At 49.8% G+C, this 19,522-nt stretch carries 17 protein-coding genes; 11 read left to right on the top strand and 6 right to left on the bottom strand.

Going from position 1 to position 19,522, the window contains the following annotated elements:
- Positions 1-50: 50 nt before the first annotated feature.
- Positions 51-875 carry a vitamin B12 ABC transporter substrate-binding protein BtuF gene (gene btuF, locus DES37_RS10660; RefSeq protein WP_425451706.1) on the bottom strand — a complete coding sequence of 275 codons (825 nt, stop codon included), beginning with the start codon at positions 873-875 and terminating at the stop codon, positions 51-53.
- Positions 862-1,560: a 5'-methylthioadenosine/S-adenosylhomocysteine nucleosidase gene (gene mtnN / locus DES37_RS10655; protein ID WP_110025773.1), complete on the bottom strand. Its 699-nt coding sequence runs from the start codon at positions 1,558-1,560 to the stop codon at positions 862-864. The genes btuF and mtnN overlap by 14 nt, the downstream gene beginning before the upstream one ends.
- 97 nt (positions 1,561-1,657) lie before the next feature.
- On the opposite strand from mtnN, the gene dgt reads away from it, so the two are divergent.
- From dgt to DES37_RS10640, 3 genes are all read left to right on the top strand, one after another.
- The gene (gene dgt, locus DES37_RS10650) at positions 1,658-3,169 is read left to right on the top strand and encodes a dGTPase (RefSeq protein ID WP_110025772.1); all 1,512 of its coding nucleotides are present in this window, start codon (positions 1,658-1,660) and stop codon (positions 3,167-3,169) included.
- Positions 3,170-3,310: 141 nt separating this feature from the next.
- Complete coding sequence (degP, locus tag DES37_RS10645) at positions 3,311-4,750, top strand: serine endoprotease DegP (protein WP_036106038.1); 1,440 nt, start codon at positions 3,311-3,313, stop codon at positions 4,748-4,750.
- Between the two features lie 163 nt (positions 4,751-4,913).
- Positions 4,914-6,074: a CdaR family transcriptional regulator gene (locus DES37_RS10640; RefSeq protein WP_036106035.1), complete on the top strand. Its 1,161-nt coding sequence runs from the start codon at positions 4,914-4,916 to the stop codon at positions 6,072-6,074.
- Positions 6,075-6,102: 28 nt separating this feature from the next.
- Here the strand turns inward: DES37_RS10640 and DES37_RS10635 are convergent, their stop codons facing one another.
- From DES37_RS10635 to map, 4 genes are all read right to left on the bottom strand, one after another.
- A complete protein-coding gene (locus tag DES37_RS10635) occupies positions 6,103-6,489 on the bottom strand; it encodes a DUF3461 family protein (RefSeq protein WP_064598916.1) in 387 nt (128 codons plus the stop codon).
- A 110-nt stretch (positions 6,490-6,599) separates the two neighbouring features.
- Positions 6,600-7,424, bottom strand: a complete 825-nt coding sequence (gene dapD / locus DES37_RS10630) for a 2,3,4,5-tetrahydropyridine-2,6-dicarboxylate N-succinyltransferase (protein WP_036106030.1) — start codon at positions 7,422-7,424, stop codon at positions 6,600-6,602.
- Between the two features lie 49 nt (positions 7,425-7,473).
- Positions 7,474-10,149, bottom strand: coding sequence for a bifunctional uridylyltransferase/uridylyl-removing protein GlnD (gene glnD / locus DES37_RS10625; RefSeq protein ID WP_110025946.1), 2,676 nt, complete (start codon positions 10,147-10,149; stop codon positions 7,474-7,476).
- Positions 10,150-10,224: 75 nt separating this feature from the next.
- Positions 10,225-11,019, bottom strand: coding sequence for a type I methionyl aminopeptidase (map, locus tag DES37_RS10620; RefSeq protein WP_036106027.1), 795 nt, complete (start codon positions 11,017-11,019; stop codon positions 10,225-10,227).
- Between the two features lie 310 nt (positions 11,020-11,329).
- On the opposite strand from map, the gene rpsB reads away from it, so the two are divergent.
- From rpsB to rseP, 8 genes are all read left to right on the top strand, one after another.
- A complete protein-coding gene (gene rpsB, locus DES37_RS10615) occupies positions 11,330-12,055 on the top strand; it encodes a 30S ribosomal protein S2 (protein WP_036106023.1) in 726 nt (241 codons plus the stop codon).
- A 254-nt stretch (positions 12,056-12,309) separates the two neighbouring features.
- Positions 12,310-13,161: a translation elongation factor Ts gene (gene tsf, locus DES37_RS10610; RefSeq protein WP_036106021.1), complete on the top strand. Its 852-nt coding sequence runs from the start codon at positions 12,310-12,312 to the stop codon at positions 13,159-13,161.
- Between the two features lie 257 nt (positions 13,162-13,418).
- Positions 13,419-14,144 (top strand): UMP kinase, encoded by a 726-nt coding sequence (gene pyrH / locus DES37_RS10605; protein ID WP_036106019.1) that lies wholly within the window; start codon positions 13,419-13,421, stop codon positions 14,142-14,144.
- 171 nt (positions 14,145-14,315) lie between these two features.
- Positions 14,316-14,873, top strand: coding sequence for a ribosome recycling factor (frr, locus tag DES37_RS10600; RefSeq protein WP_036106016.1), 558 nt, complete (start codon positions 14,316-14,318; stop codon positions 14,871-14,873).
- Positions 14,874-15,126: 253 nt separating this feature from the next.
- On the top strand, positions 15,127-16,332 hold the full coding sequence (gene ispC, locus DES37_RS10595; RefSeq protein WP_110025945.1) for a 1-deoxy-D-xylulose-5-phosphate reductoisomerase: 1,206 nt from the start codon (positions 15,127-15,129) through the stop codon (positions 16,330-16,332).
- Positions 16,333-16,515: 183 nt separating this feature from the next.
- Positions 16,516-17,274 (top strand): (2E,6E)-farnesyl-diphosphate-specific ditrans,polycis-undecaprenyl-diphosphate synthase, encoded by a 759-nt coding sequence (gene ispU / locus DES37_RS10590; RefSeq protein ID WP_036106013.1) that lies wholly within the window; start codon positions 16,516-16,518, stop codon positions 17,272-17,274.
- Between the two features lie 12 nt (positions 17,275-17,286).
- Positions 17,287-18,144 carry a phosphatidate cytidylyltransferase gene (gene cdsA, locus DES37_RS10585; protein ID WP_110025771.1) on the top strand — a complete coding sequence of 286 codons (858 nt, stop codon included), beginning with the start codon at positions 17,287-17,289 and terminating at the stop codon, positions 18,142-18,144.
- A gap of 11 nt (positions 18,145-18,155) precedes the next feature.
- On the top strand, positions 18,156-19,514 hold the full coding sequence (gene rseP, locus DES37_RS10580; protein ID WP_110025770.1) for a sigma E protease regulator RseP: 1,359 nt from the start codon (positions 18,156-18,158) through the stop codon (positions 19,512-19,514).
- Positions 19,515-19,522 lie beyond the last annotated feature (8 nt).

Below are 19,522 nucleotides of genomic sequence, written 5' to 3'. Positions count from 1 at the left end.
TGAATGCCTTTCCAAAAACATTTCCCGGCGGATTGGTACCGCCAGGTGAGTTAATGTGCCGGCTTGTTTACATTGGGCAAACCAGCCAGCCCTGCACATATCTGTTGTGCGGCGAGGATAATACGTGGGCCTGCACGTTCAAACCAGTCGTTATTTACCGCAATAACCGACGCTGAAAGTTGATTGTGCCAAAATTGTTCAATTTTTGGGATTTGTGCCTCATTGCCGGTAACCAGAATCACCTGAGGTTTCCTGGCCAGAACCTGCTCGCGGCTAACCTGCGGCCAGGGAACCGCACTGCCGGCAAAAACATTGTCGCCCCCACATACCTGCAGGACCTGGTTTTGAATGGAATCCTGGCCGGTTGTGAACAGTGGCTGGCCACCAAATTGTAAAAACACCCGCTTGCGTGGGGTGGCGGCATAGCGTTTTTCAAGCGCCGCAAACTGTGACATCAACGTGTCTGCGGCCTTTGATGCCTGCTCCGGGTGGGGGCTCCACGCAGCCAGTTGGCGAATGGCATCTGCAACCTGAGAGACACTTTGCGGGTCAAGCCACAATACATGAATCCCCAACGCAGACAACTGGTCGACCTGCCTTTGAGCATTGGCTCCCTGCCAGGCCACCACCAGGTCAGGCTTCAATGCAACGATACGTTCGAGATTGATTCCCTGCCAGTTGGCCACCTGCTCAATTGACTTTGCCGCTGGCGGGTAATCAGACCAGGCGCTGACAGCAACAGGGGTGATCCCGGCAGCAAAAGCCAGTTCGGTATTGCCAGGCGAGAGTGTAATAACACGTGGCGCGGCCATAAGCCACGCCGGGAAGAGCAATAAAGCGAATACACGTAACAGCAGGTAATTAGCCCTGAGCAAGTTTTTGTACCAGGCGCTCAACCAGTAAGGTTGACTGTTTCGCCGCAACAGTCAGAAACTCGTCAAAACTCAGGTGTGACTGTTGGTCTGCTACATCGGAAATGGCACGGACCACAACAAAAGGCACGGAAAATTTATGGCAGACATGGCCAATTGCCGTTGCTTCCATTTCTACTGCAATGGCTTTCGGGAAGTTGTGGCGAATTTTTGCCAGGCCAACGGAGCCATTAATAAATGCATCACCGCTAACAACCAGGCCGCGTACGGCGTGAAGTGACAACTCTGTAATGCATTGTTCCGCAGCTTCCACCAGTTTTTCATCGGCTTTAAAGCCGGCAGGGCACCCTGGAAGCTGGCCATATTCATAACCAAATGCGGTCACATCGGCATCGTGGTAGCGAACCTCATCGGAAACCACGATATCACCCACTTTCAACGTCGGTGCCAGGCCACCAGCTGAGCCGGTGTTAATAATGACATCGGGTTTGCAGTGCTCCAGTAACAATGTCGCGCCAACGGCTGCAGACACTTTACCTATCCCGGATTTTAACAGCGCGACTTCAGTGCCGTTCAACGTACCGGTATAGATTTCGCAACCAGCCAGTTCAATCGTCTGGCGGTTTTCGATTTTGTCACGCAGGAGCGTAACTTCTTCTTCCATTGCACCAATGATGCCTGCTTTCATAGCCATACCTGTTTAAATGATGTATTCAGAGACATAGTCTATCATGGCAGACAAACAGGATTTAATCGGATTATTTTTTCCCTTTTAAGGCGGTGATATGAGTGAGTTCAATTTCCAAAAGAAAATAAACTGGCATCGTCAATTCCGTTCGCCAGAGGGGACAAAAAATGAGCATGAAATCCAGCGGATTTTTGAAAGTGATCGCGGGCGAATTATTAATTCAGCGGCCATTCGCCGGTTACAGCAAAAAACGCAGGTGTTTCCACTGGAGCGTAATGCTGCAGTACGCACACGCCTCACCCATTCAATGGAAGTACAGCAGGTAGGGCGTTATATCGCTAAAGAGGTTATCAGCCGCCTGAAAGAGGCCCGGTTGCTGGAGCAATACGGGTTAAGTGAACTGACCGGGCCCTTCGAAAGTATTGTTGAAATGGCCTGTCTGATGCATGACGTCGGTAACCCGCCATTCGGGCACTTTGGTGAAGCGGCTATTAACGACTGGTTCCGGCAACGCCTGCTTCCTGGTGCTGATACAGACGCGCCGGGTAAAGAAGCCCGCGCAGCAGAGGTTTTGTGTTTGCGTGAAGGGGAGACTGCACTGAATACTCTGCGCCAGCATGTAATAACAGATTTGTGCCACTTTGAAGGAAATGCTCAGGGTATTCGTCTGGTCAATACCTTGATGCGTATGAACCTCACCTGGGCACAAATGGGGTGTATTTTAAAATACACCCGGCCAGCCTGGGAAAGCGGCCCGGCACCAGAGGGTTTCCACTATTTAATGAAGAAACCGGGTTTTTATCTTTCAGAAGCGAATTATATTGTACGGTTACGTAAAGAACTTTCACTTGAGGAAAATTGTCGTTTCCCTCTTACCTGGATAATGGAAGCTGCAGATGATATTTCTTATTGTGTTGCCGATTTAGAAGATGCAGTAGAAAAGCGGATTTTTAGCCTTGAGCAACTTTACCAGCACCTTTCTACTGCCTGGGGAACCCACCAAACGGGAGATCTTTTCTCACTGGTTGTGGAAGATGCATGGGAAAAATCACGAGCGGGAAAAGTACGCAGTGGTGCTGAAGATGTGTTCTTCATGTATTTGCGCGTTAATACTCTCAGTAAACTGGTTCCTCATGCTGCCCGGCGATTTATTGATAATCTGCCTGAAATATACCCCGGGCATTTTAATCATGCGTTATTGGAAGATGACAGCCAGTACAGCCGTTTACTTGGTATGTTCAAACATGTTGCTATGCGGCATGTTTTTTCGCACCCGGATGTCGAACAACTCGAATTACAAGGTTACCGAGTAATCAGTGGGTTGCTTGATATTTACCGGCCTCTTCTCCTGCTGCCACTTGCTGATTTCCATTTATTAGTTTCTGGGGAAAATGTTCGTCGGTTGCCCATAGAAAGCAGGCTGTATCATAAACTTTCCAGCAGGCATTGCATGGCGTATCAGGAAGCAATTGAGAAGCTGGATAACACAAAGCCTGAATATCCTGTTTGGGAGTTCTATTACCGTTGTCGGCTTATTCAGGACTATATCAGTGGCATGACAGATTTGTATGCATGGGATGAATACCGTCGCCTGATGGCCGTGGAATAATATCGGTGAGTTTTGTAAAGACGCACAATACTTTTTTACTTTTGTGAAAACGCTGTCGTGGAACTTAACGCTATAAATATGACTCTGATAACCACGAACACAGCAACGTTGTATTACCTGCTTAATTTGAGAATGAGCCATATGAAAAAAACGACACTAGCATTGAGCGCCCTGGCACTGAGCCTGGGCCTGGCATTAAACCCGGTGGCAGCGCTGGCGGCGGAAACCTCTTCAGCTTCAACTTCGCAAGAAATGCCCAGCCTGGCACCTATGCTGGAAAAAATTATGCCTTCTGTCGTCAGTATTAATGTCGAAGGCAGCACGACAGTGAATACGCCACGTATGTCGCGTAACTTCCAGCAATTCTTTGGTGATAATTCACCATTCTGCCAGGATGGTTCACCATTCCAGAACTCACCCTTCTGCCAGGGCGGTGGTAGCGGTGATGGCGGCGGTAATGATGGCAGCCAGCAGCAAAAATTTATGGCGCTGGGTTCCGGTGTCATTATTGATGCGGACAAAGGCTATGTGGTAACCAATAACCACGTTGTTGAAAACGCAACGTCAATTAAAGTGCAACTGAGTGATGGCCGCCGGTTTGATGCAAAAGTGGTTGGCAAAGACCCGCGTTCTGATATTGCGCTGATCCAACTGAAAGATCCCAAAAACCTGACTGCGATAAAAATTGCTGATTCCGATAATTTGCGGGTTGGTGATTATACTGTGGCGATCGGTAACCCTTATGGTTTGGGCGAGACAGTAACATCAGGTATTGTTTCTGCGCTGGGGCGTAGTGGGCTGAATGTTGAAAATTATGAAAACTTTATTCAGACCGACGCCGCCATTAACCGGGGTAACTCTGGTGGTGCGCTGGTTAACCTCAAAGGTGAGTTAATCGGTATTAACACCGCTATTCTGGCGCCAGATGGCGGCAACATCGGTATTGGTTTTGCTATCCCGAGTAATATGGTGAAAAACCTGACAGCTCAGATGATTCAGTACGGGCAGGTTCGCCGCGGTGAACTGGGCATAATGGGGACAGAACTGAACTCTGAACTGGCAAAAGCGATGAAAGTTGACGCCCAGCGTGGCGCTTTCGTAAGCCAGGTTCTGCCGAACTCTTCTGCAGCCAAAGCAGGTATTAAAGCCGGGGACGTAATTGTCTCTATGAACGATAAACCGATTAACAGTTTTGCAGCGTTGCGTGCTGAAATTGGTTCTATGCCTGTCGGCAGCAAAATGAAACTGGGCTTGCTGCGTGAAGGCAAGCGCATTGACGTGAATGTTGAACTGCAGCAGAGCAGCCAAAACCAGGTTGATTCCTCCAGTATCTTCAGTGGTATTGAAGGTGCAGAGATGAGTAACCGAGCCGGTAAAGATAAAGGCGTTGTGGTGAACAGCGTGAAAGCAGGTTCACAGGCGGCGCGTATCGGGCTGAAAAAAGGCGACATTATTGTGGGGGCAAATCAGCAACCTGTGAACAACATTGCTGAACTGCGCAAAATTTTGGATAGCAAACCGAGCGTACTGGCGTTGAATATTCAACGTGGTGACAGTTCCATTTATCTGCTCCTCCAGTAATGCATTGCTGATCAATTTTTCCGAGTTAAAGGCCGCGTATGCGGCCTTTTTTGTGAGCTTTTACACAACTCTGCATTATTATCTGGTGAATTGGTCATTTGCCCAATGCAAGGCATCAGTCTCTTCATTATGCTGTGCTGATGACGTACAGGAGGCGGCAAACATGGCAGGCTGGCACTTTGATACGAGAATGGCGCAAGAGATAGTCGCTCGCACCATGAAGATAATTGATACCAATATCAATGTAATGGATGCGCGCGGGCGGATAATCGGCAGTGGCGACCAGGAGCGTATTGGGGAATTGCACGAAGGGGCGTTACTGGTACTGTCCCAGGGGCGCGTTGTCGATATTGACAATGCTGTCGCCCGCCATTTGCATGGTGTCCGGGAAGGGATCAACTTGCCCCTGCGCCTTGAAGGCGAAATAGTCGGGGTTATTGGGCTCACAGGCGAACCAGAGAACTTGCGTAAATACGGTGAGCTGGTATGCATGACGGCAGAAATGATGCTGGAGCAGTCTCGTCTGATGCACTTACTGGCGCAAGACAGCCGTTTGCGTGAAGAACTGGTGATGAATCTGGTTCAGGCAGAAACCATTACACCGGCATTAAGTGAGTGGGCTCAGCGGCTGGGAATTGACCTGGCGATGCCCCGAGTGGTGGCAGTGGTTGAAGTAGACAGTGGGCAGTTAGGGGTGGATTCTGCCATGGATGAACTCCAGCAACTGCAAACAGCATTAACCACACCTGAGCGAAATAACCTGGTGGCAATTGTCTCCCTGAGTGAAATGGTGGTACTGAAACCTGCACTGAATCAGTACGGGCGCTGGGATGCCGATGATCACCGGCGCCGGGTAGACGTCCTGCTGTCACGAATGAAAGAAAACGGCCAACTACGTTTTCGCGTCGCACTGGGAAACTACTTTACCGGAGAAGGCAGCATTGCCCGCTCTTACCGAACGGCGCGCACCACCATGATGGTGGGTAAACAACGTATGCCTGACAGCCGTAGTTATTTTTACCAGGATCTGATGCTGCCCGTTTTACTCGACAGCCTGCGTGGTGGCTGGCAGGCGAACGAGCTTGCCCGTCCGCTGGAGAAACTCAGAGCAATGGATAATAACGGGTTGTTACGCCGCACGTTAACTGCCTGGTTTCGCCATAACGTACAGCCGCTGGCAACATCCAAGTCTCTGTTTATTCACCGTAATACGTTAGAGTACCGGTTGAACAGGATCGCGGAACTGACCGGGCTTGATTTAAGTAGTTTTGACGACCGCTTGCTGTTGTATATTGCATTACAGCTGGATGAACAGCATGGCTGAAAAGGCTGGCATAACGCCAGCCTGAAGGTTATTTGCGGGTGAGTTTTTCCAGATCGGCTTCGATTTCGCTGATCTTGTTGGCAACAACACTTTCAAGGTGGCGCAGATCGTCAAGAATCTTTCTTTTCAGATCGACTTCACTGCGATCGCGCTGGCAAATTTGATCCAACTCATCAATCACATAACGGAGATTTGGGCTGATTTCCTGAATCTCTTTGTAACCCTGGCCCACACTGTCTGACACAACTGTTTTACGCTGGCGTGGGTATTTGAATTTAACGCTTTTCGCGAAAAATTCGCCTTTATCCTTATGAAAATAGATCTTCAAAATATCATTATTCGCTTCCTGCCGGAGGCTGTAACGATCAATTTCATCAGGATTGGTAATACCCAGGCTTTTCAGATTATCGTACATAGCGGTACCCTCAGCGAATAAATAACTATTAGATAATTAACGAAAAAAAGTATTTTCGCCAGTGCCAGACACAAAAAAGGCAGGTTCTCCCTGCCTTTTTATCACCGCAATTAGTCGATAGTACGCAGCAATTCGTTGATACCTACTTTGCCACGGGTTTTCGCGTCGACTTTCTTCACGATAACCGCACAGTACAGGCTGTATTTACCATCTTTAGACGGCAGGTTGCCAGAAACCACGACAGAGCCAGCAGGTACGCGGCCATAGTGAATTTCGCCAGTTTCACGGTCATAAATACGTGTGCTTTGGCCAATAAAGACGCCCATAGAAATCACTGAGCCTTCTTCAACGATAACCCCTTCAACAACTTCAGAACGGGCACCAATAAAGCAGTTATCTTCAATGATGGTCGGGTTTGCCTGCAGCGGTTCCAGAACCCCACCGATACCCACACCGCCAGACAGATGCACGTTTTTACCAATTTGCGCACAAGAACCAACAGTGGCCCAGGTATCGACCATCGTACCTTCATCAACGTAAGCACCGATATTGACATAAGAAGGCATCAGTACAGTGTTGCGGGCGATAAATGCACCCTGGCGAACGGCTGCCGGCGGCACAACACGGAAACCTTCTTTCTGGAAGCGCGCTTCGTCGTAATCGGCGAATTTCATCGGCACTTTGTCATAGAAGCGCGTTTCCGCACCCTCGATGACCTGGTTGTCGTTAATACGGAAAGAAAGCAGCACAGCTTTCTTGAGCCATTGGTGCGTTACCCACTGGCCGTCAATCTTTTCCGCAACGCGCAGCGCGCCGCTGTCGAGCAGTGAAATCACCTGGTTAATTGCTTCACGGGTGACGGTATCTACATTTACCGGCGTAATATCTGCACGGCGCTCAAACGCGGACTCAATAATGTTCTGTAGCTGCTGCATTGTTAATCATTTCCTGATGTTTTATGTGAATGACATGAAAAAAACTTCACTACACTTTATCGTTTGGATTGAGGCCTTCTGTCAACCGTTGTTGTACTTCTTGTTGCAGAGTGGCATCCAGAGCGCGCCGCTCGCTGGTGGCGACAATAAATAAATCTTCAACACGTTCACCAATGGTGGTGATACGTGCACCGTGTAATGAAATACCGAGGTCAGCGAAGACCTGGCCGACAATGGCCAGCAGGCCGGGCTGGTCTAACGCGATAAGTTCAATGAATGTGCGCCGGTCGGTATGCGTTGGCAAAAAGTTGACTTCAGTGTCTACCGTAAAGTGGCGCAGGCGGGCGGGTTGGCGCCGTGGCTGTGGTGGCTGCCAGGTCCGCTGGTTAACGGTTTGCTCCAGGCCCAGGCGAATTGCTTCGTGCCTGTCAGGTGACAGCGGGCTGCCATCGGGCTCCAGTACAATAAAGCTGTCCATTGCCATACCGTCGCGAGTTGTGAAGATCTGGGCGTCGTGAACACTGAGGTTACGCCGGTCAAGTTCAGCACATACTGCGGCAAACAGATAAGGTCGGTCCGGGCTCCAAATGAATATTTCGGTACCGCCACGTGTCGCCTGTGGGCTGAGCAAAATCATGGGTTGCTTTAAATCGTGTTGTAACAAGTGGCGGGCGTGCCATGCCAGTTGATTCGGGGAGTGACGGACAAAATAGCTGGCCCGGCAGCGTGCCCAAATCTTATGCAATGCTTCTTCATCGATATTTTCCATGCGCAGTAACGCCAGGGCCTGGGCCTGGTGATTACGCACACGCTCCCGCATATCCGGGGTATTTTGCATGCCCCGACGCAGTTGTTTTTCAGTGGCGAAGTAGAGTTCGCGGATCAGGCTCTGTTTCCAGCTGTTCCATAACGTCTCGTTGGTGGCACAGATATCGGCAACAGTCAGGCAAACCAGGTAACGTAAGCGGTTTTCTGTCTGAACTTCTTCAGCAAACTGCACAATGACTTCAGGATCCTGAATATCACGGCGTTGCGCGGTAACTGACATCAACAGGTGCTGGCGCACCAGCCAGGCGATTAACTGGCTTTCCCGGGAGTTAAGGCCATGGAGTTCAGCAAATTTAATGACATCCTGCGCTCCCAGAACAGAGTGGTCTCCGCCCCGGCCTTTGGCGATATCATGGAACAGTGCGGCAATCAAAATGAGTTCAGGATGGGAAAGTCTCGGCCATAGCTCTACGCACAGTGGGTGGCGCTGGCGGGTTTCTTCGTGGGAAAAACTCTCCAGTTTTTGCAACACTCGCAGGGTGTGTTCATCTACGGTGTAGGCATGGAATAAGTCGAACTGCATTTGCCCAACAATATGCGACCATTGGGGCATATAAGCGGACAAAACACTGTAGCGATGCATTGGCACCAGCCCACGGCTGACTGCGCCGGGGTGGCGCAGCATGACCAGGAACAGTTCACGTGCCTCGGCTTTGTAGCACAACGGCTCATTCAGATGCCGCCGTGCATGGCGCAAATGGCGCAAGGTCGTTGAGTAGATGCCGCTAATTTCCCGGTTACGCACCATGGTGTAAAACATACGCAAAATAGCGCAGGGATCCTGGAGAAAAAGCGTGTCATCGCGCAAATCAATTAGCGTGCCCCGCAGTTGGAAATCATCATCCAGTGGGCGTGGCTTCTCGTTCGCATCAAGCGCAAGAATTGCTTCGTCAAACAGTTGTAGCAGCATCTGATTGAGTTCGCTGACATGCCGGGTTGCACGGTAGAAATCTTTCATCATATGTTCGACTGGCTCATTGCCTTCGCCCTGGTATTTCAGGCGTTGGGCAACACTGAGCTGGCGGTCGAACAGCAGGCGGTTATCGTAGCGGTTCAGTTCCAGATGCAGTGCAAAACGGATACGCCACAAGATATGCTGGCATTCATTCAGTTCATCGCGTTCGGCCTCGGTCAGAAATCCAAAACCGAGCATTTCATTCATGGAGGTTGCGCCAAAATGGCGGCGGGCCACCCATTGCAGTGTCTGGATATCTCGCAGGCCACCCGGGCTGCTTTTGATATCGGGCTCCAGGTTATAGCTGGTACCGTGGTAGCGTTGATGGCGTTCATTTTGCTCATCAATTTTAGCCGCGAAAAATTTCTCAGAGGGCCAGAATCCATCACTAAAGACTTGTTTTTGAAGTTCGAGAAACAGCGCCACATCGCCTGTCAGCAGCCGTGATTCAATCAGGTTTGTGGCAATAGTCAGGTCGGACAGCCCTTCGAGCAGGCACTCTTCAAGGCTGCGCACACTGTGGCCCACTTCCAGCTTGATATCCCAGAGCAGTGTCAGTAGCTCACCGATTTTTTGTGACTGGTCTTCAGGCAGGCGTTCACGGCTTAGTACCAACAAGTCGATATCCGACAACGGGTGCAGTTCTCCACGCCCGTAACCGCCAACAGCTACCAGGGCCGTATCGGCGATAGTGTCGAACCCAAAGTGGGACCACAGGCGCTCCAGAAGTTGATCAATGAATTCAGTACGGGCAGCAACCAGCTTCTCGACAGACACACCTTCATCAAACGCACTACCCAACCATTGTTGAAAAGTATCCAGGGCGCTTTTTATGGGCTGGCATTCTAGTTGGCAACCAGGCCAGGAAGATGGGTAATCAGGTTGACCTGGGAGTAGAGGGAGGTTTGGCTCGATATACTGCTCGGGAAAACTATTGGTCATATGTGGTGCCCATAAAAAAGGCCGGCAAATGCCGGCCTGAGAGTAATGATAAATCGGCCTGAGCCGGTTTTTCACTTATTCATCGTGCGAAATAATGTTGGGGATGGTGTCATCTTTACGCAACGTAAGAATTTCGCAGCCGTTATCTGTAACCACAATAGTATGCTCGTATTGGGCAGACAAGCTTCTGTCTTTGGTTTTTACCGTCCAGCCATCTTTCATTGTCCGGATGCGGTAATCACCCGCATTTACCATGGGTTCAATAGTAAAGGTCATGCCGGTTTTCAGTACCACGCCGCCATCATCTGCATCATAGTGCAGCACCTGGGGTTCTTCGTGGAAAACACGCCCGATACCGTGGCCACAGTATTCACGCACAACAGAGTAGCCTTCGGCTTCAACAAACTTCTGGATTGCAGCGCCGATGGTACGCAGGCGAATACCAGGCTTCACCATACGCAGGCCCAGGTACAGACTTTCCTGGGTGATACGGCACAGACGCTCGCCCAGAATAGTGGGTTTACCGACGATAAACATTTTAGATGTGTCGCCGTGGAATTCGTCTTTAATCACGGTGACATCGATATTAACAATATCACCATCTTTCAACACCTTGTCTTCACTGGGAATGCCATGGCATACCACTTCATTGACAGAGATGCAGACAGATTTGGGGTAGCCGTGGTAGCCCAGGCAGGCAGAGACAGCTTTTTGATGATTTACGATGTAATCATCACAAATACGATCCAGCTCGCCAGTGGTTACCCCAGGTTTTACATGGGATTCGATCATTTCAAGAACGTCGGCAGCCAGGCGGCCAGCAACGCGCATTTTTTCGATATCTTCAGGGGTCTTAATTGAAATAGCCATTAATCAGGTCCGCAGATGCCGGGATTTCGGCAATAATTAAAGAAAGTAACGCTAATGTTATCAGGGCAGGCGAAGGAGTGCCAAATCGGGAATGATGAAGTAAAGAACCCGGCAACAACTATTGGAGTCCTTGCGTCATTTGTGGTATAAAGCGCGCCGGACTTCCGTGTCAAAAACGGACTACGGAAGATTTCAATCTCACTTTGTGTATAACACACACGTATCGGCACATATTCCGGGGTGCTCTTCGGGGTCGGTAATATGGGATACGTGGAGGCATAACCCCAACTTTATATAGAGGTTTTAAAACATGGCAACTGTTTCCATGCGCGACATGCTCAAGGCTGGTGTTCACTTCGGTCACCAAACCCGTTACTGGAACCCGAAAATGAAACCGTTCATCTTCGGTGCGCGTAACAAAGTTCACATCATCAACCTTGAGAAAACTGTACCGATGTTCAACGACGCTCTGGCTGAGCTGAACAAAATTTCTTCCCGTAAAGGTAAAATTCTGTTCGTTGGTACAAAACGCGCTGCAAGCGAAGCGGTAAAAGACGCTGCTCTGAGCTGCGACCAGTTCTTCGTGAACCATCGCTGGTTGGGCGGTATGCTGACTAACTGGAAAACTGTTCGTCAGTCCATCAAACGTCTGAAAGACCTGGAAACTCAGTCTCAGGACGGTACCTTCGACAAGCTGACCAAAAAAGAAGCGCTGATGCGTACCCGTGAACTGGACAAGCTGGAAAACAGCCTGGGCGGTATCAAAGATATGGGCGGCCTGCCGGACGCACTGTTTGTTATCGACGCTGATCACGAACACATCGCTATCAAAGAAGCAAACAACCTGGGTATCCCGGTATTTGCTATCGTTGATACCAACTCTGATCCGGATGGTGTTGATTTCGTTATCCCGGGTAACGACGATGCAATCCGTGCTGTCAGCCTGTACCTGGGTGCCGTAGCAGCAACCGTACGTGAAGGCCGTTCTCAGGATCTGGCTACTCAGGCGGAAGAAAGCTTCGTAGAAGCTGAATAATAAGGTTCGCTCTTTAAGAGCCCTTATTAACCAGGTATGAATAGTTTGGTTAGGGGGCCTGTCTCAGGCTCCCTTTTTTGTTTGAGTCCGGCCTGTCCGGCTTTATAAAGCCAGACAAGCTGAACGCTATACCCTTTTGCATTGGTGTCACAGTGGTGTGGTAAAACACATCTGAAAGCACTTGTTACAGGTGCCGGGTGTGGCTTCAACATGCAGGGTATATCTCCCCGCACGAGATAACCGAGGATTAGAAAATGGCAGAAATTACCGCTTCTCTGGTAAAAGAGCTGCGCGAACGTACTGGCGCAGGCATGATGGAATGTAAAAAAGCGCTGGTCGAAGCTAATGGCGACATCGAACTGGCAATCGATAACATGCGTAAATCTGGTCAGGCAAAAGCCGCTAAAAAAGCAGGCCGTGTTGCTGCTGAAGGCGTTATCCTGACTGCTATCGATGGCAAATTTGGTCTCGTTCTGGAACTGAACTGCGAAACTGACTTCGTTGCTAAAGATGCTGGCTTTAAAGCATTCGGCGAAGAAGTTCTGGCAGCAGCTCTGGCTGGCCGTGTTTCCGATGTTGAAGTTCTGAAAGCGCAGTTCGAAGAACAGCGTACTGCACTGGTTGCTAAAATTGGTGAAAACATCAACATCCGTCGTGTTTCTGTTATCGAAGGTGATGTTCTGGGTTCTTACCTGCACGGTGCGCGTATCGGTGTTATGGTTGCTGCGACTGGTGCGGATGACGAACTGGTTAAACACATTGCCATGCACGTTGCTGCCAGCAAACCAGAATACGTTAAACCGGAAGATGTACCGGCTGACGTAGTAAGCCACGAACACCAAATCCAGCTGGATATTGCCATGCAGTCTGGCAAACCGCGTGAAATCGCTGAAAAAATGGTTGAAGGCCGTATGCGTAAGTTCACCGGTGAGATCTCTCTGACTGGTCAGAACTTCGTAATGGATCCGAGCAAAACTGTTGGTCAGTTGCTGAAAGAGCACAATGCTGACGTAACAGGTTTCATCCGCTTTGAAGTGGGTGAAGGCATTGAAAAAGCGGAAGTTGACTTCGCTGCTGAAGTTGCAGCAATGTCCAAAAACTCGTAATGCCGGAAGGAGCCGTCTTAGGGCGGCTCCTTTTTTGTATCTGTCATTTTCAGAACTAAGCCACCCTAAAAAAATGTGATAATGCCTGCAACCGGCAGGGGAAAGCATGACAACAGGATGGCACTTGTCCGGCGAAATACCAGAACATTGAGGTGGCCTGCAAAAATCGGCCTGCTCTGATGTCCGCCGTCCTGAAATATGACAAATATTGTCACCAGATTATCCATTCCATTTGTTTACTGTCCCAGGAAAGAAACATGGCTACCAACGCAAAACCTGTCTACAAGCGCATTCTGCTCAAATTGAGTGGGGAAGCACTGCAAGGAGCGGAAGGCTTCGGTATTGACGCGAGCATACTGGATCGTATGGCTCAGGAGATCAAAGAATTGGTTGAACTGGGGATCCAGGTCGGGGTAGTCATCGGCGGCGGTAATTTATTCCGCGGTGCCGGCCTTGCTCAGGCTGGGATGAACCGTGTGGTCGGTGACCATATGGGCATGCTGGCGACAGTAATGAATGGCCTGGCTATGCGTGACGCTTTGCATCGTGCTTATGTGAATGCACGTTTGATGTCAGCTATTCCGCTTAATGGCGTGTGTGATAACTATAGCTGGGCAGAAGCAATCAGCTTGTTGCGTAACAACCGTGTCGTTATTTTTTCCGCGGGTACTGGTAATCCTTTCTTTACTACTGACTCAGCAGCATGTCTGCGTGGCATTGAAATTGAAGCCGATGTAGTACTGAAAGCAACGAAAGTTGATGGTGTGTTTTCTGCTGACCCGGTTAAAGACCCTTCCGCAACGCTTTATGAACAATTGTCTTATCACGACGTTCTCGACAGAGAATTGAAAGTGATGGACCTGGCCGCATTTACACTTGCGCGCGATCACAAATTACCCATCCGTGTTTTCAATATGAACAAGCCGGGCGCACTGCGTCGGGTGGTTATGGGTGAAAAAGAAGGCACTTTGATTACAGACTAATGTTCCCAGGGCCGGAATAGGGTACCATTCAGTCCAGAAAAGTTAGTTTGACGACAGGCAGCCATACGGGTGCCATGAATTTCACGAGACTATACTTAGGTCAACCACAGTAAGTGTGGGAGGAAACAGAAGTGTGGTCTGCCTGACAACCAGTTTTCAAGGATTCGTAACGTGATTAACGACATCAGAAAAGATGCTGAAGTGCGTATGGAAAAATGCGTTGAAGCATTTAAAAATCAAATCAGCAAAGTCCGCACAGGCCGTGCATCTCCCAGCCTGCTGGACGGTATCATGGTTGAATACTATGGTACGCCAACCCCATTGCGCCAACTGGCAAACGTGGTTGCAGAAGATTCCCGTACCCTGGCGCTGACTGTATTTGACCGCACCATGGGTCCGGCAGTAGAAAAAGCGATCATGGCTTCAGACCTGGGTCTGAACCCGAACTCCGCCGGGAGTGTTATTCGTGTGCCACTGCCGCCACTGACTGAAGAACGCCGTAAAGACTTGATCAAAGTCGTGCGTGGCGAAGCTGAACAGGCGCGTGTTGCGGTGCGTAACGTACGTCGTGACGCTAACGATAAAGTTAAGGCTTTGCTGAAAGAAAAAGAAATCAGTGAAGATGACGATCGTCGTTCTCAGGATGATGTTCAGAAACTGACTGATGCAGCAATCAAGAAAGTTGACGCAGCACTGGCAGATAAAGAAGCAGAACTGATGCAGTTCTGATTGAATGACTTAGCGCTGCAAGAAAAAGCCGTGTCTGACTCACGGCTTTTTTGTCAGTAGTGCTTAGTTTCTGGGCACTGACTGCCTTTGCCACCAGGCAATCTGGCGTATCAGCCAGCATCGTTTTAGGGCAATTCAGTGATTTTCTCTGTTCAGCCTGTGTGCTGAAAGAGAGGGTACTGCAGGTGTGCTGCAGTCAGGAGCGAATCAGGTAACGATGTGCCTGGTCACTCAGTTCTACAACAGGCAACGCATGAAGCAATTGACTATTCTCGGGTCCACCGGGTCAGTGGGTAGTAGCACCCTCGATGTCATCCGCCATAATTCTCAGCAATTTTCTGTTACCGCGCTTGTCGCTGGCAAAAATGTCACGCGCATGGTTGAGCAATGTCTGGAATTTAACCCGCGTTTCGCTGTGATGAACGATGAGGAGAGTGCCCGTGCTTTGCGCCAGCAATTGCGGGATGCAGGCATCAAAACAGAGGTGCTGTCCGGCCCGCAGGCTGCATGCGAAATGGCGGCACTGGATGGCGTTGACCAGGTTATGGCCGCTATTGTTGGGGCTGCAGGCCTGCTGCCAACCCTTGCCGCAATAAAAGCAGGTAAGCAAATTTTGCTTGCCAACAAAGAGTCGCTGGTCACCTGTGGGCGTCTTTTCATGAATGCGGTGAAGCAATATGGCGCGCAATTGTTACCTGTGGACAGCGAACATAATGCTATTTTTCAGAGTTTACCGGAACCAATCCAACAAAATCTGGGATACGCTGAACTGGAAGAGTATGGAGTGTCATCCATTCTTCTCACTGGATCTGGTGGGCCTTTTCGTGAAACAGCGCTGAGCGACCTTGAAATGATGACGCCTGAACAGGCTTGCCATCATCCTAACTGGTCAATGGGGCGTAAGATTTCAGTCGATTCGGCCACAATGATGAACAAGGGACTCGAGTATATTGAAGCCCGCTGGCTTTTTAATGCCTCAGCACAGCAAATGGAAGTTCTGATTCACCCTCAGTCGGTGATTCATTCAATGGTGCGTTACCGTGATGGTAGCGTGCTGGCACAACTGGGCGAACCTGATATGCGTACACCCATTGCCCATACAATGGGGTGGCCTGGCCGTGTTAACGCTGGCGTGAAACCACTCGATTTTTGCCGTCTGAGCCAACTGACTTTCAGCCAGCCAGATTATTCACGCTATCCTTGTCTGCGCCTGGCAATTGATGCCTCTCAGCAAGGCCAGGCTGCGACAACTGCACTGAATGCAGCCAATGAGGTTGCAGTAGCGGCATTTCTGGCGAATCGTATTCGTTTTACGGATATTGCCCAGGTTAACAGCGCAGTGCTGGATAAGCTGAATGCCAGGGAGCCATTATCAGTTGATGAAGTGCTGGATGTCGATGCAGGTGCTCGTGAACTGGCAAGTAAACAGGTTAGCCATATTGGGGGCTGGCGTGGGTAATATTCACGCGCTAAATTCCGTGCCATTTGTGAGCATCAGGCTGAGGTGATATAGTCTGCGCCACCCGATAAATGTCTGAGTTTGTTTTTTTATCGGGTAAGCCGTGATTGAGCACGGCTTTTTTACGTAAAGGCATCAGTATTCCTGAGAACCGCTTAATCCGATTAGGGAATAAAACGCGTTATGTTGTCTGCTAACCAACCATTAAGCGAAAGTTTGCCTGAACATGGTGCCCGTCATGTCGCCATCATTATGGATGGTAACGGGCGCTGGGCGAAACGTCAGGGTAAAATGAGGGCCTTTGGCCATAAAGCCGGTGCCAAATCGGTTCGCAGGGCTGTAACGTTTGCCGCGAATAACGGCCTGGATGCATTAACACTGTATGCGTTCAGTAGCGAAAACTGGAACCGTCCGGCACAAGAAGTCAGTGCTTTAATGGAACTGTTCATCTGGGCGCTGGACAGCGAGGTGAAAAACCTGCACCGCAACAATGTCCGTTTGCGGGTTATTGGTGATACCAGCCGTTTTAATGCGCGGTTACAGGAACGGATCAGAAAAGCGGAGGCGTTAACTGCTCAGAATACTGGGCTGACGCTGAATATCGCCGCCAACTATGGCGGGCGCTGGGATATCATTCAGGGAGTGAAAGCGCTTGCTGCGCGCGTTCAGTCAGGCGAAGTTCTCCCTGAGCAAATTGATGAAGACATGCTGGGGCAACAGGTTTGTATGAATGAGTTGTCACCCGTGGATTTAGTGATTAGGACAGGTGGAGAACACCGGATCAGTAATTTTTTGCTCTGGCAGATAGCCTATGCTGAACTTTACTTTACCGAAGTGCTTTGGCCTGATTTCGATGAACAAGATTTTGAAGGTGCACTCAATGCCTTTGCGAGCAGGGAACGTCGTTATGGCGGTACAGCACCGGATGGCGAAAAAGCCTGATGGGGGTTGCTTTTGCTGAAGTATCGCCTGATTTCCGCATTTATTTTAATACCGGTCGTCATTGCTGCGTTATTCTGGCTGCCGCCCGCAGGGTTTGCCATTGTGACGCTGGTCGTGTGCATGCTTGCCGCCTGGGAGTGGGGGCAATTGAGTGGCTTTAAGAGCCGCTCTCAACGTGTCTGGCTGGCGGTATTATGTGGCTTGCTTTTAGCCTTGATGTTGTTTCTGTTGCCGGAATATCGCCATAATGCGCGTATTCCTTTGATTGAGGGTTGGCTGTGGCTTGCCCTGGGCTGGTGGTGTGTCGCACTGCTGCTGGTATTAACTTACCCGGCTTCTGCCACTGTCTGGCGGCGCTCACACATCTTACGCCTGTGCTTTGGCGTTGCCACCATTGTGCCGTTTTTTTGGGGCATGGTAGTTCTGCGTTCCTGGCATTATGATGACAACCATTATGCCGGGTCTGTATGGTTGTTGTATGTCATGTTCCTGGTGTGGGGTGCAGATTCAGGGGCTTACATGTTTGGCAAACTGTTTGGCAAGCATAAGCTGGCACCGAAAGTGTCTCCGGGGAAAACATGGCAAGGGTTTATTGGTGGTTTGCTGACATCCGCTGTTATTGCGTGGGTATTTGGCGCACTGGCCCATTTAGACGTTGCGCCGGTTACTCTGTTAACTTGTTCTGTTATCGCCGCACTGGCATCAGTGTTGGGTGATTTAACAGAAAGTATGTTTAAACGTGAAGCGGGTATCAAAGACAGTGGTTCGTTGATTCCCGGGCATGGCGGTATTCTCGACCGTATCGACAGTTTGACAGCCGCAGTTCCTGTTTTTGCCTGTCTCTTGTTGTTAGTCTTCAGGACGATTTAACGGAAGGTTTTATGCTCAGCATACTCTGGAATCTGGCTGCTTTTATCGTTGCACTCGGGGTTTTAATTACGGTGCACGAGTTCGGCCATTTTTGGGTTGCGCGGCGTTGTGGAGTCCGTGTTGACCGTTTTTCTATTGGTTTCGGCAAGGCATTGTGGAAACGGACAGATAAACAGGGTACTGAGTTTGTCATCGCACTTATCCCCCTGGGGGGATATGTCAAAATGCTGGATGAGCGCATTGAACCTGTTGCGCCTGAACAGCGTCACCAGGCTTTCAATAACAAAACCATCGCTCAGCGTGCCGCAATAATTGCGGCAGGCCCGGTTGCTAACTTCATTTTTGCCATCTTTGCCTACTGGATGGTCTTCATTATTGGTATCCCCAGTGTCTATCCGGTTGTGAGTGGCGTTACGCCAGATTCAATCGCAGCGCAGGCACAAATTTCACCCGGTACGGAACTAAAAGCGGTAGATGGTATCGAAACGCCTGACTGGGATGCCGTTCGTCTCGCGTTTATCAGTAAGATTGGTGATAGCAGCACGACGCTGCGTGTGGCACCTTTCGGTACAGATAAACAGCGTGATGTCACACTGGATTTACGCCAGTGGCACTTTGAACCAGACAAACAGGATCCTGTTCTTTCTCTTGGTTTTTTACCGGTATCACCACAAGTTGAACCGGTACTTGCTGAGGTCCAACCTCATTCAGCCGCGAGCAATGCAGGTTTGCAAGCAGGGGACAGGATCGTTAAAGTCGATGGTCAGCCATTGGAACAGTGGTCAGATTTTGTCAATCAGGTGCGGGATAACCCTGGTAAACCACTGCGGCTGGATGTAGAACGCAAAGGAAATTTGCTTTCTCTTACACTGATACCAGCGGTGAAAGAGAACAGCAGAACTAAACAGGTTGAGGGTTTCGCGGGTGTAGTGCCGCACGTTATTCCTTTGCCTGATGAGTATAAGACAGTGCGCCAGTATGGGCCGTTTGCCGCAGTCATTGAAGCCACGGGGAAAACATGGCAATTGATGAAGCTCACGGTCGACATGTTGGGCAAATTAGTAATCGGTGACGTTAAGCTGAACAACCTGAGTGGACCCATTTCTATTGCTCAGGGTGCCGGAATGTCAGCAGAGTTTGGGTTGATCTATTACCTGATGTTTCTTGCTCTCATCAGTGTGAATCTTGGGATAATCAACCTGTTTCCTCTTCCTGTGCTGGATGGGGGACACTTGCTGTTTCTGGCTATTGAAAAGCTTAAAGGCGCACCGGTTTCCGAGCGAGTTCAAGACCTCAGTTATCGGGTTGGTTCTGTTCTACTGATGCTGTTAATGGGGCTTGCACTTTTTAATGATTTCTCTCGGTTATAGAGAGACTC

Source organism: Mangrovibacter plantisponsor (assembly GCF_003182475.1).
Classification (GTDB): domain Bacteria; phylum Pseudomonadota; class Gammaproteobacteria; order Enterobacterales; family Enterobacteriaceae; genus Mangrovibacter; species Mangrovibacter plantisponsor.
The sequence above is the reverse complement of the archived record's forward strand: the minus strand, read 5'-3'. Positions and strand labels throughout refer to the sequence as shown.

Coding starts and splice junctions, on each gene's coding strand:
- ispC (WP_110025945.1), top strand. CDS start 15,127: ATGAAGCAATTGACTATTCTCGGGTCCACCGGGTCAGTGGGTAGTAGC.
- ispU (WP_036106013.1), top strand. CDS start 16,516: ATGTTGTCTGCTAACCAACCATTAAGCGAAAGTTTGCCTGAACATGGT.
- rpsB (WP_036106023.1), top strand. CDS start 11,330: ATGGCAACTGTTTCCATGCGCGACATGCTCAAGGCTGGTGTTCACTTC.
- rseP (WP_110025770.1), top strand. CDS start 18,156: ATGCTCAGCATACTCTGGAATCTGGCTGCTTTTATCGTTGCACTCGGG.
- DES37_RS10635 (WP_064598916.1), bottom strand. CDS start 6,489: ATGTACGATAATCTGAAAAGCCTGGGTATTACCAATCCTGATGAAATT.
- glnD (WP_110025946.1), bottom strand. CDS start 10,149: ATGACCAATAGTTTTCCCGAGCAGTATATCGAGCCAAACCTCCCTCTA.
- mtnN (WP_110025773.1), bottom strand. CDS start 1,560: ATGAAAGCAGGCATCATTGGTGCAATGGAAGAAGAAGTTACGCTCCTG.
- DES37_RS10640 (WP_036106035.1), top strand. CDS start 4,914: ATGGCAGGCTGGCACTTTGATACGAGAATGGCGCAAGAGATAGTCGCT.
- dgt (WP_110025772.1), top strand. CDS start 1,658: ATGAGTGAGTTCAATTTCCAAAAGAAAATAAACTGGCATCGTCAATTC.
- dapD (WP_036106030.1), bottom strand. CDS start 7,424: ATGCAGCAGCTACAGAACATTATTGAGTCCGCGTTTGAGCGCCGTGCA.
- pyrH (WP_036106019.1), top strand. CDS start 13,419: ATGGCTACCAACGCAAAACCTGTCTACAAGCGCATTCTGCTCAAATTG.
- degP (WP_036106038.1), top strand. CDS start 3,311: ATGAAAAAAACGACACTAGCATTGAGCGCCCTGGCACTGAGCCTGGGC.
- map (WP_036106027.1), bottom strand. CDS start 11,019: ATGGCTATTTCAATTAAGACCCCTGAAGATATCGAAAAAATGCGCGTT.
- tsf (WP_036106021.1), top strand. CDS start 12,310: ATGGCAGAAATTACCGCTTCTCTGGTAAAAGAGCTGCGCGAACGTACT.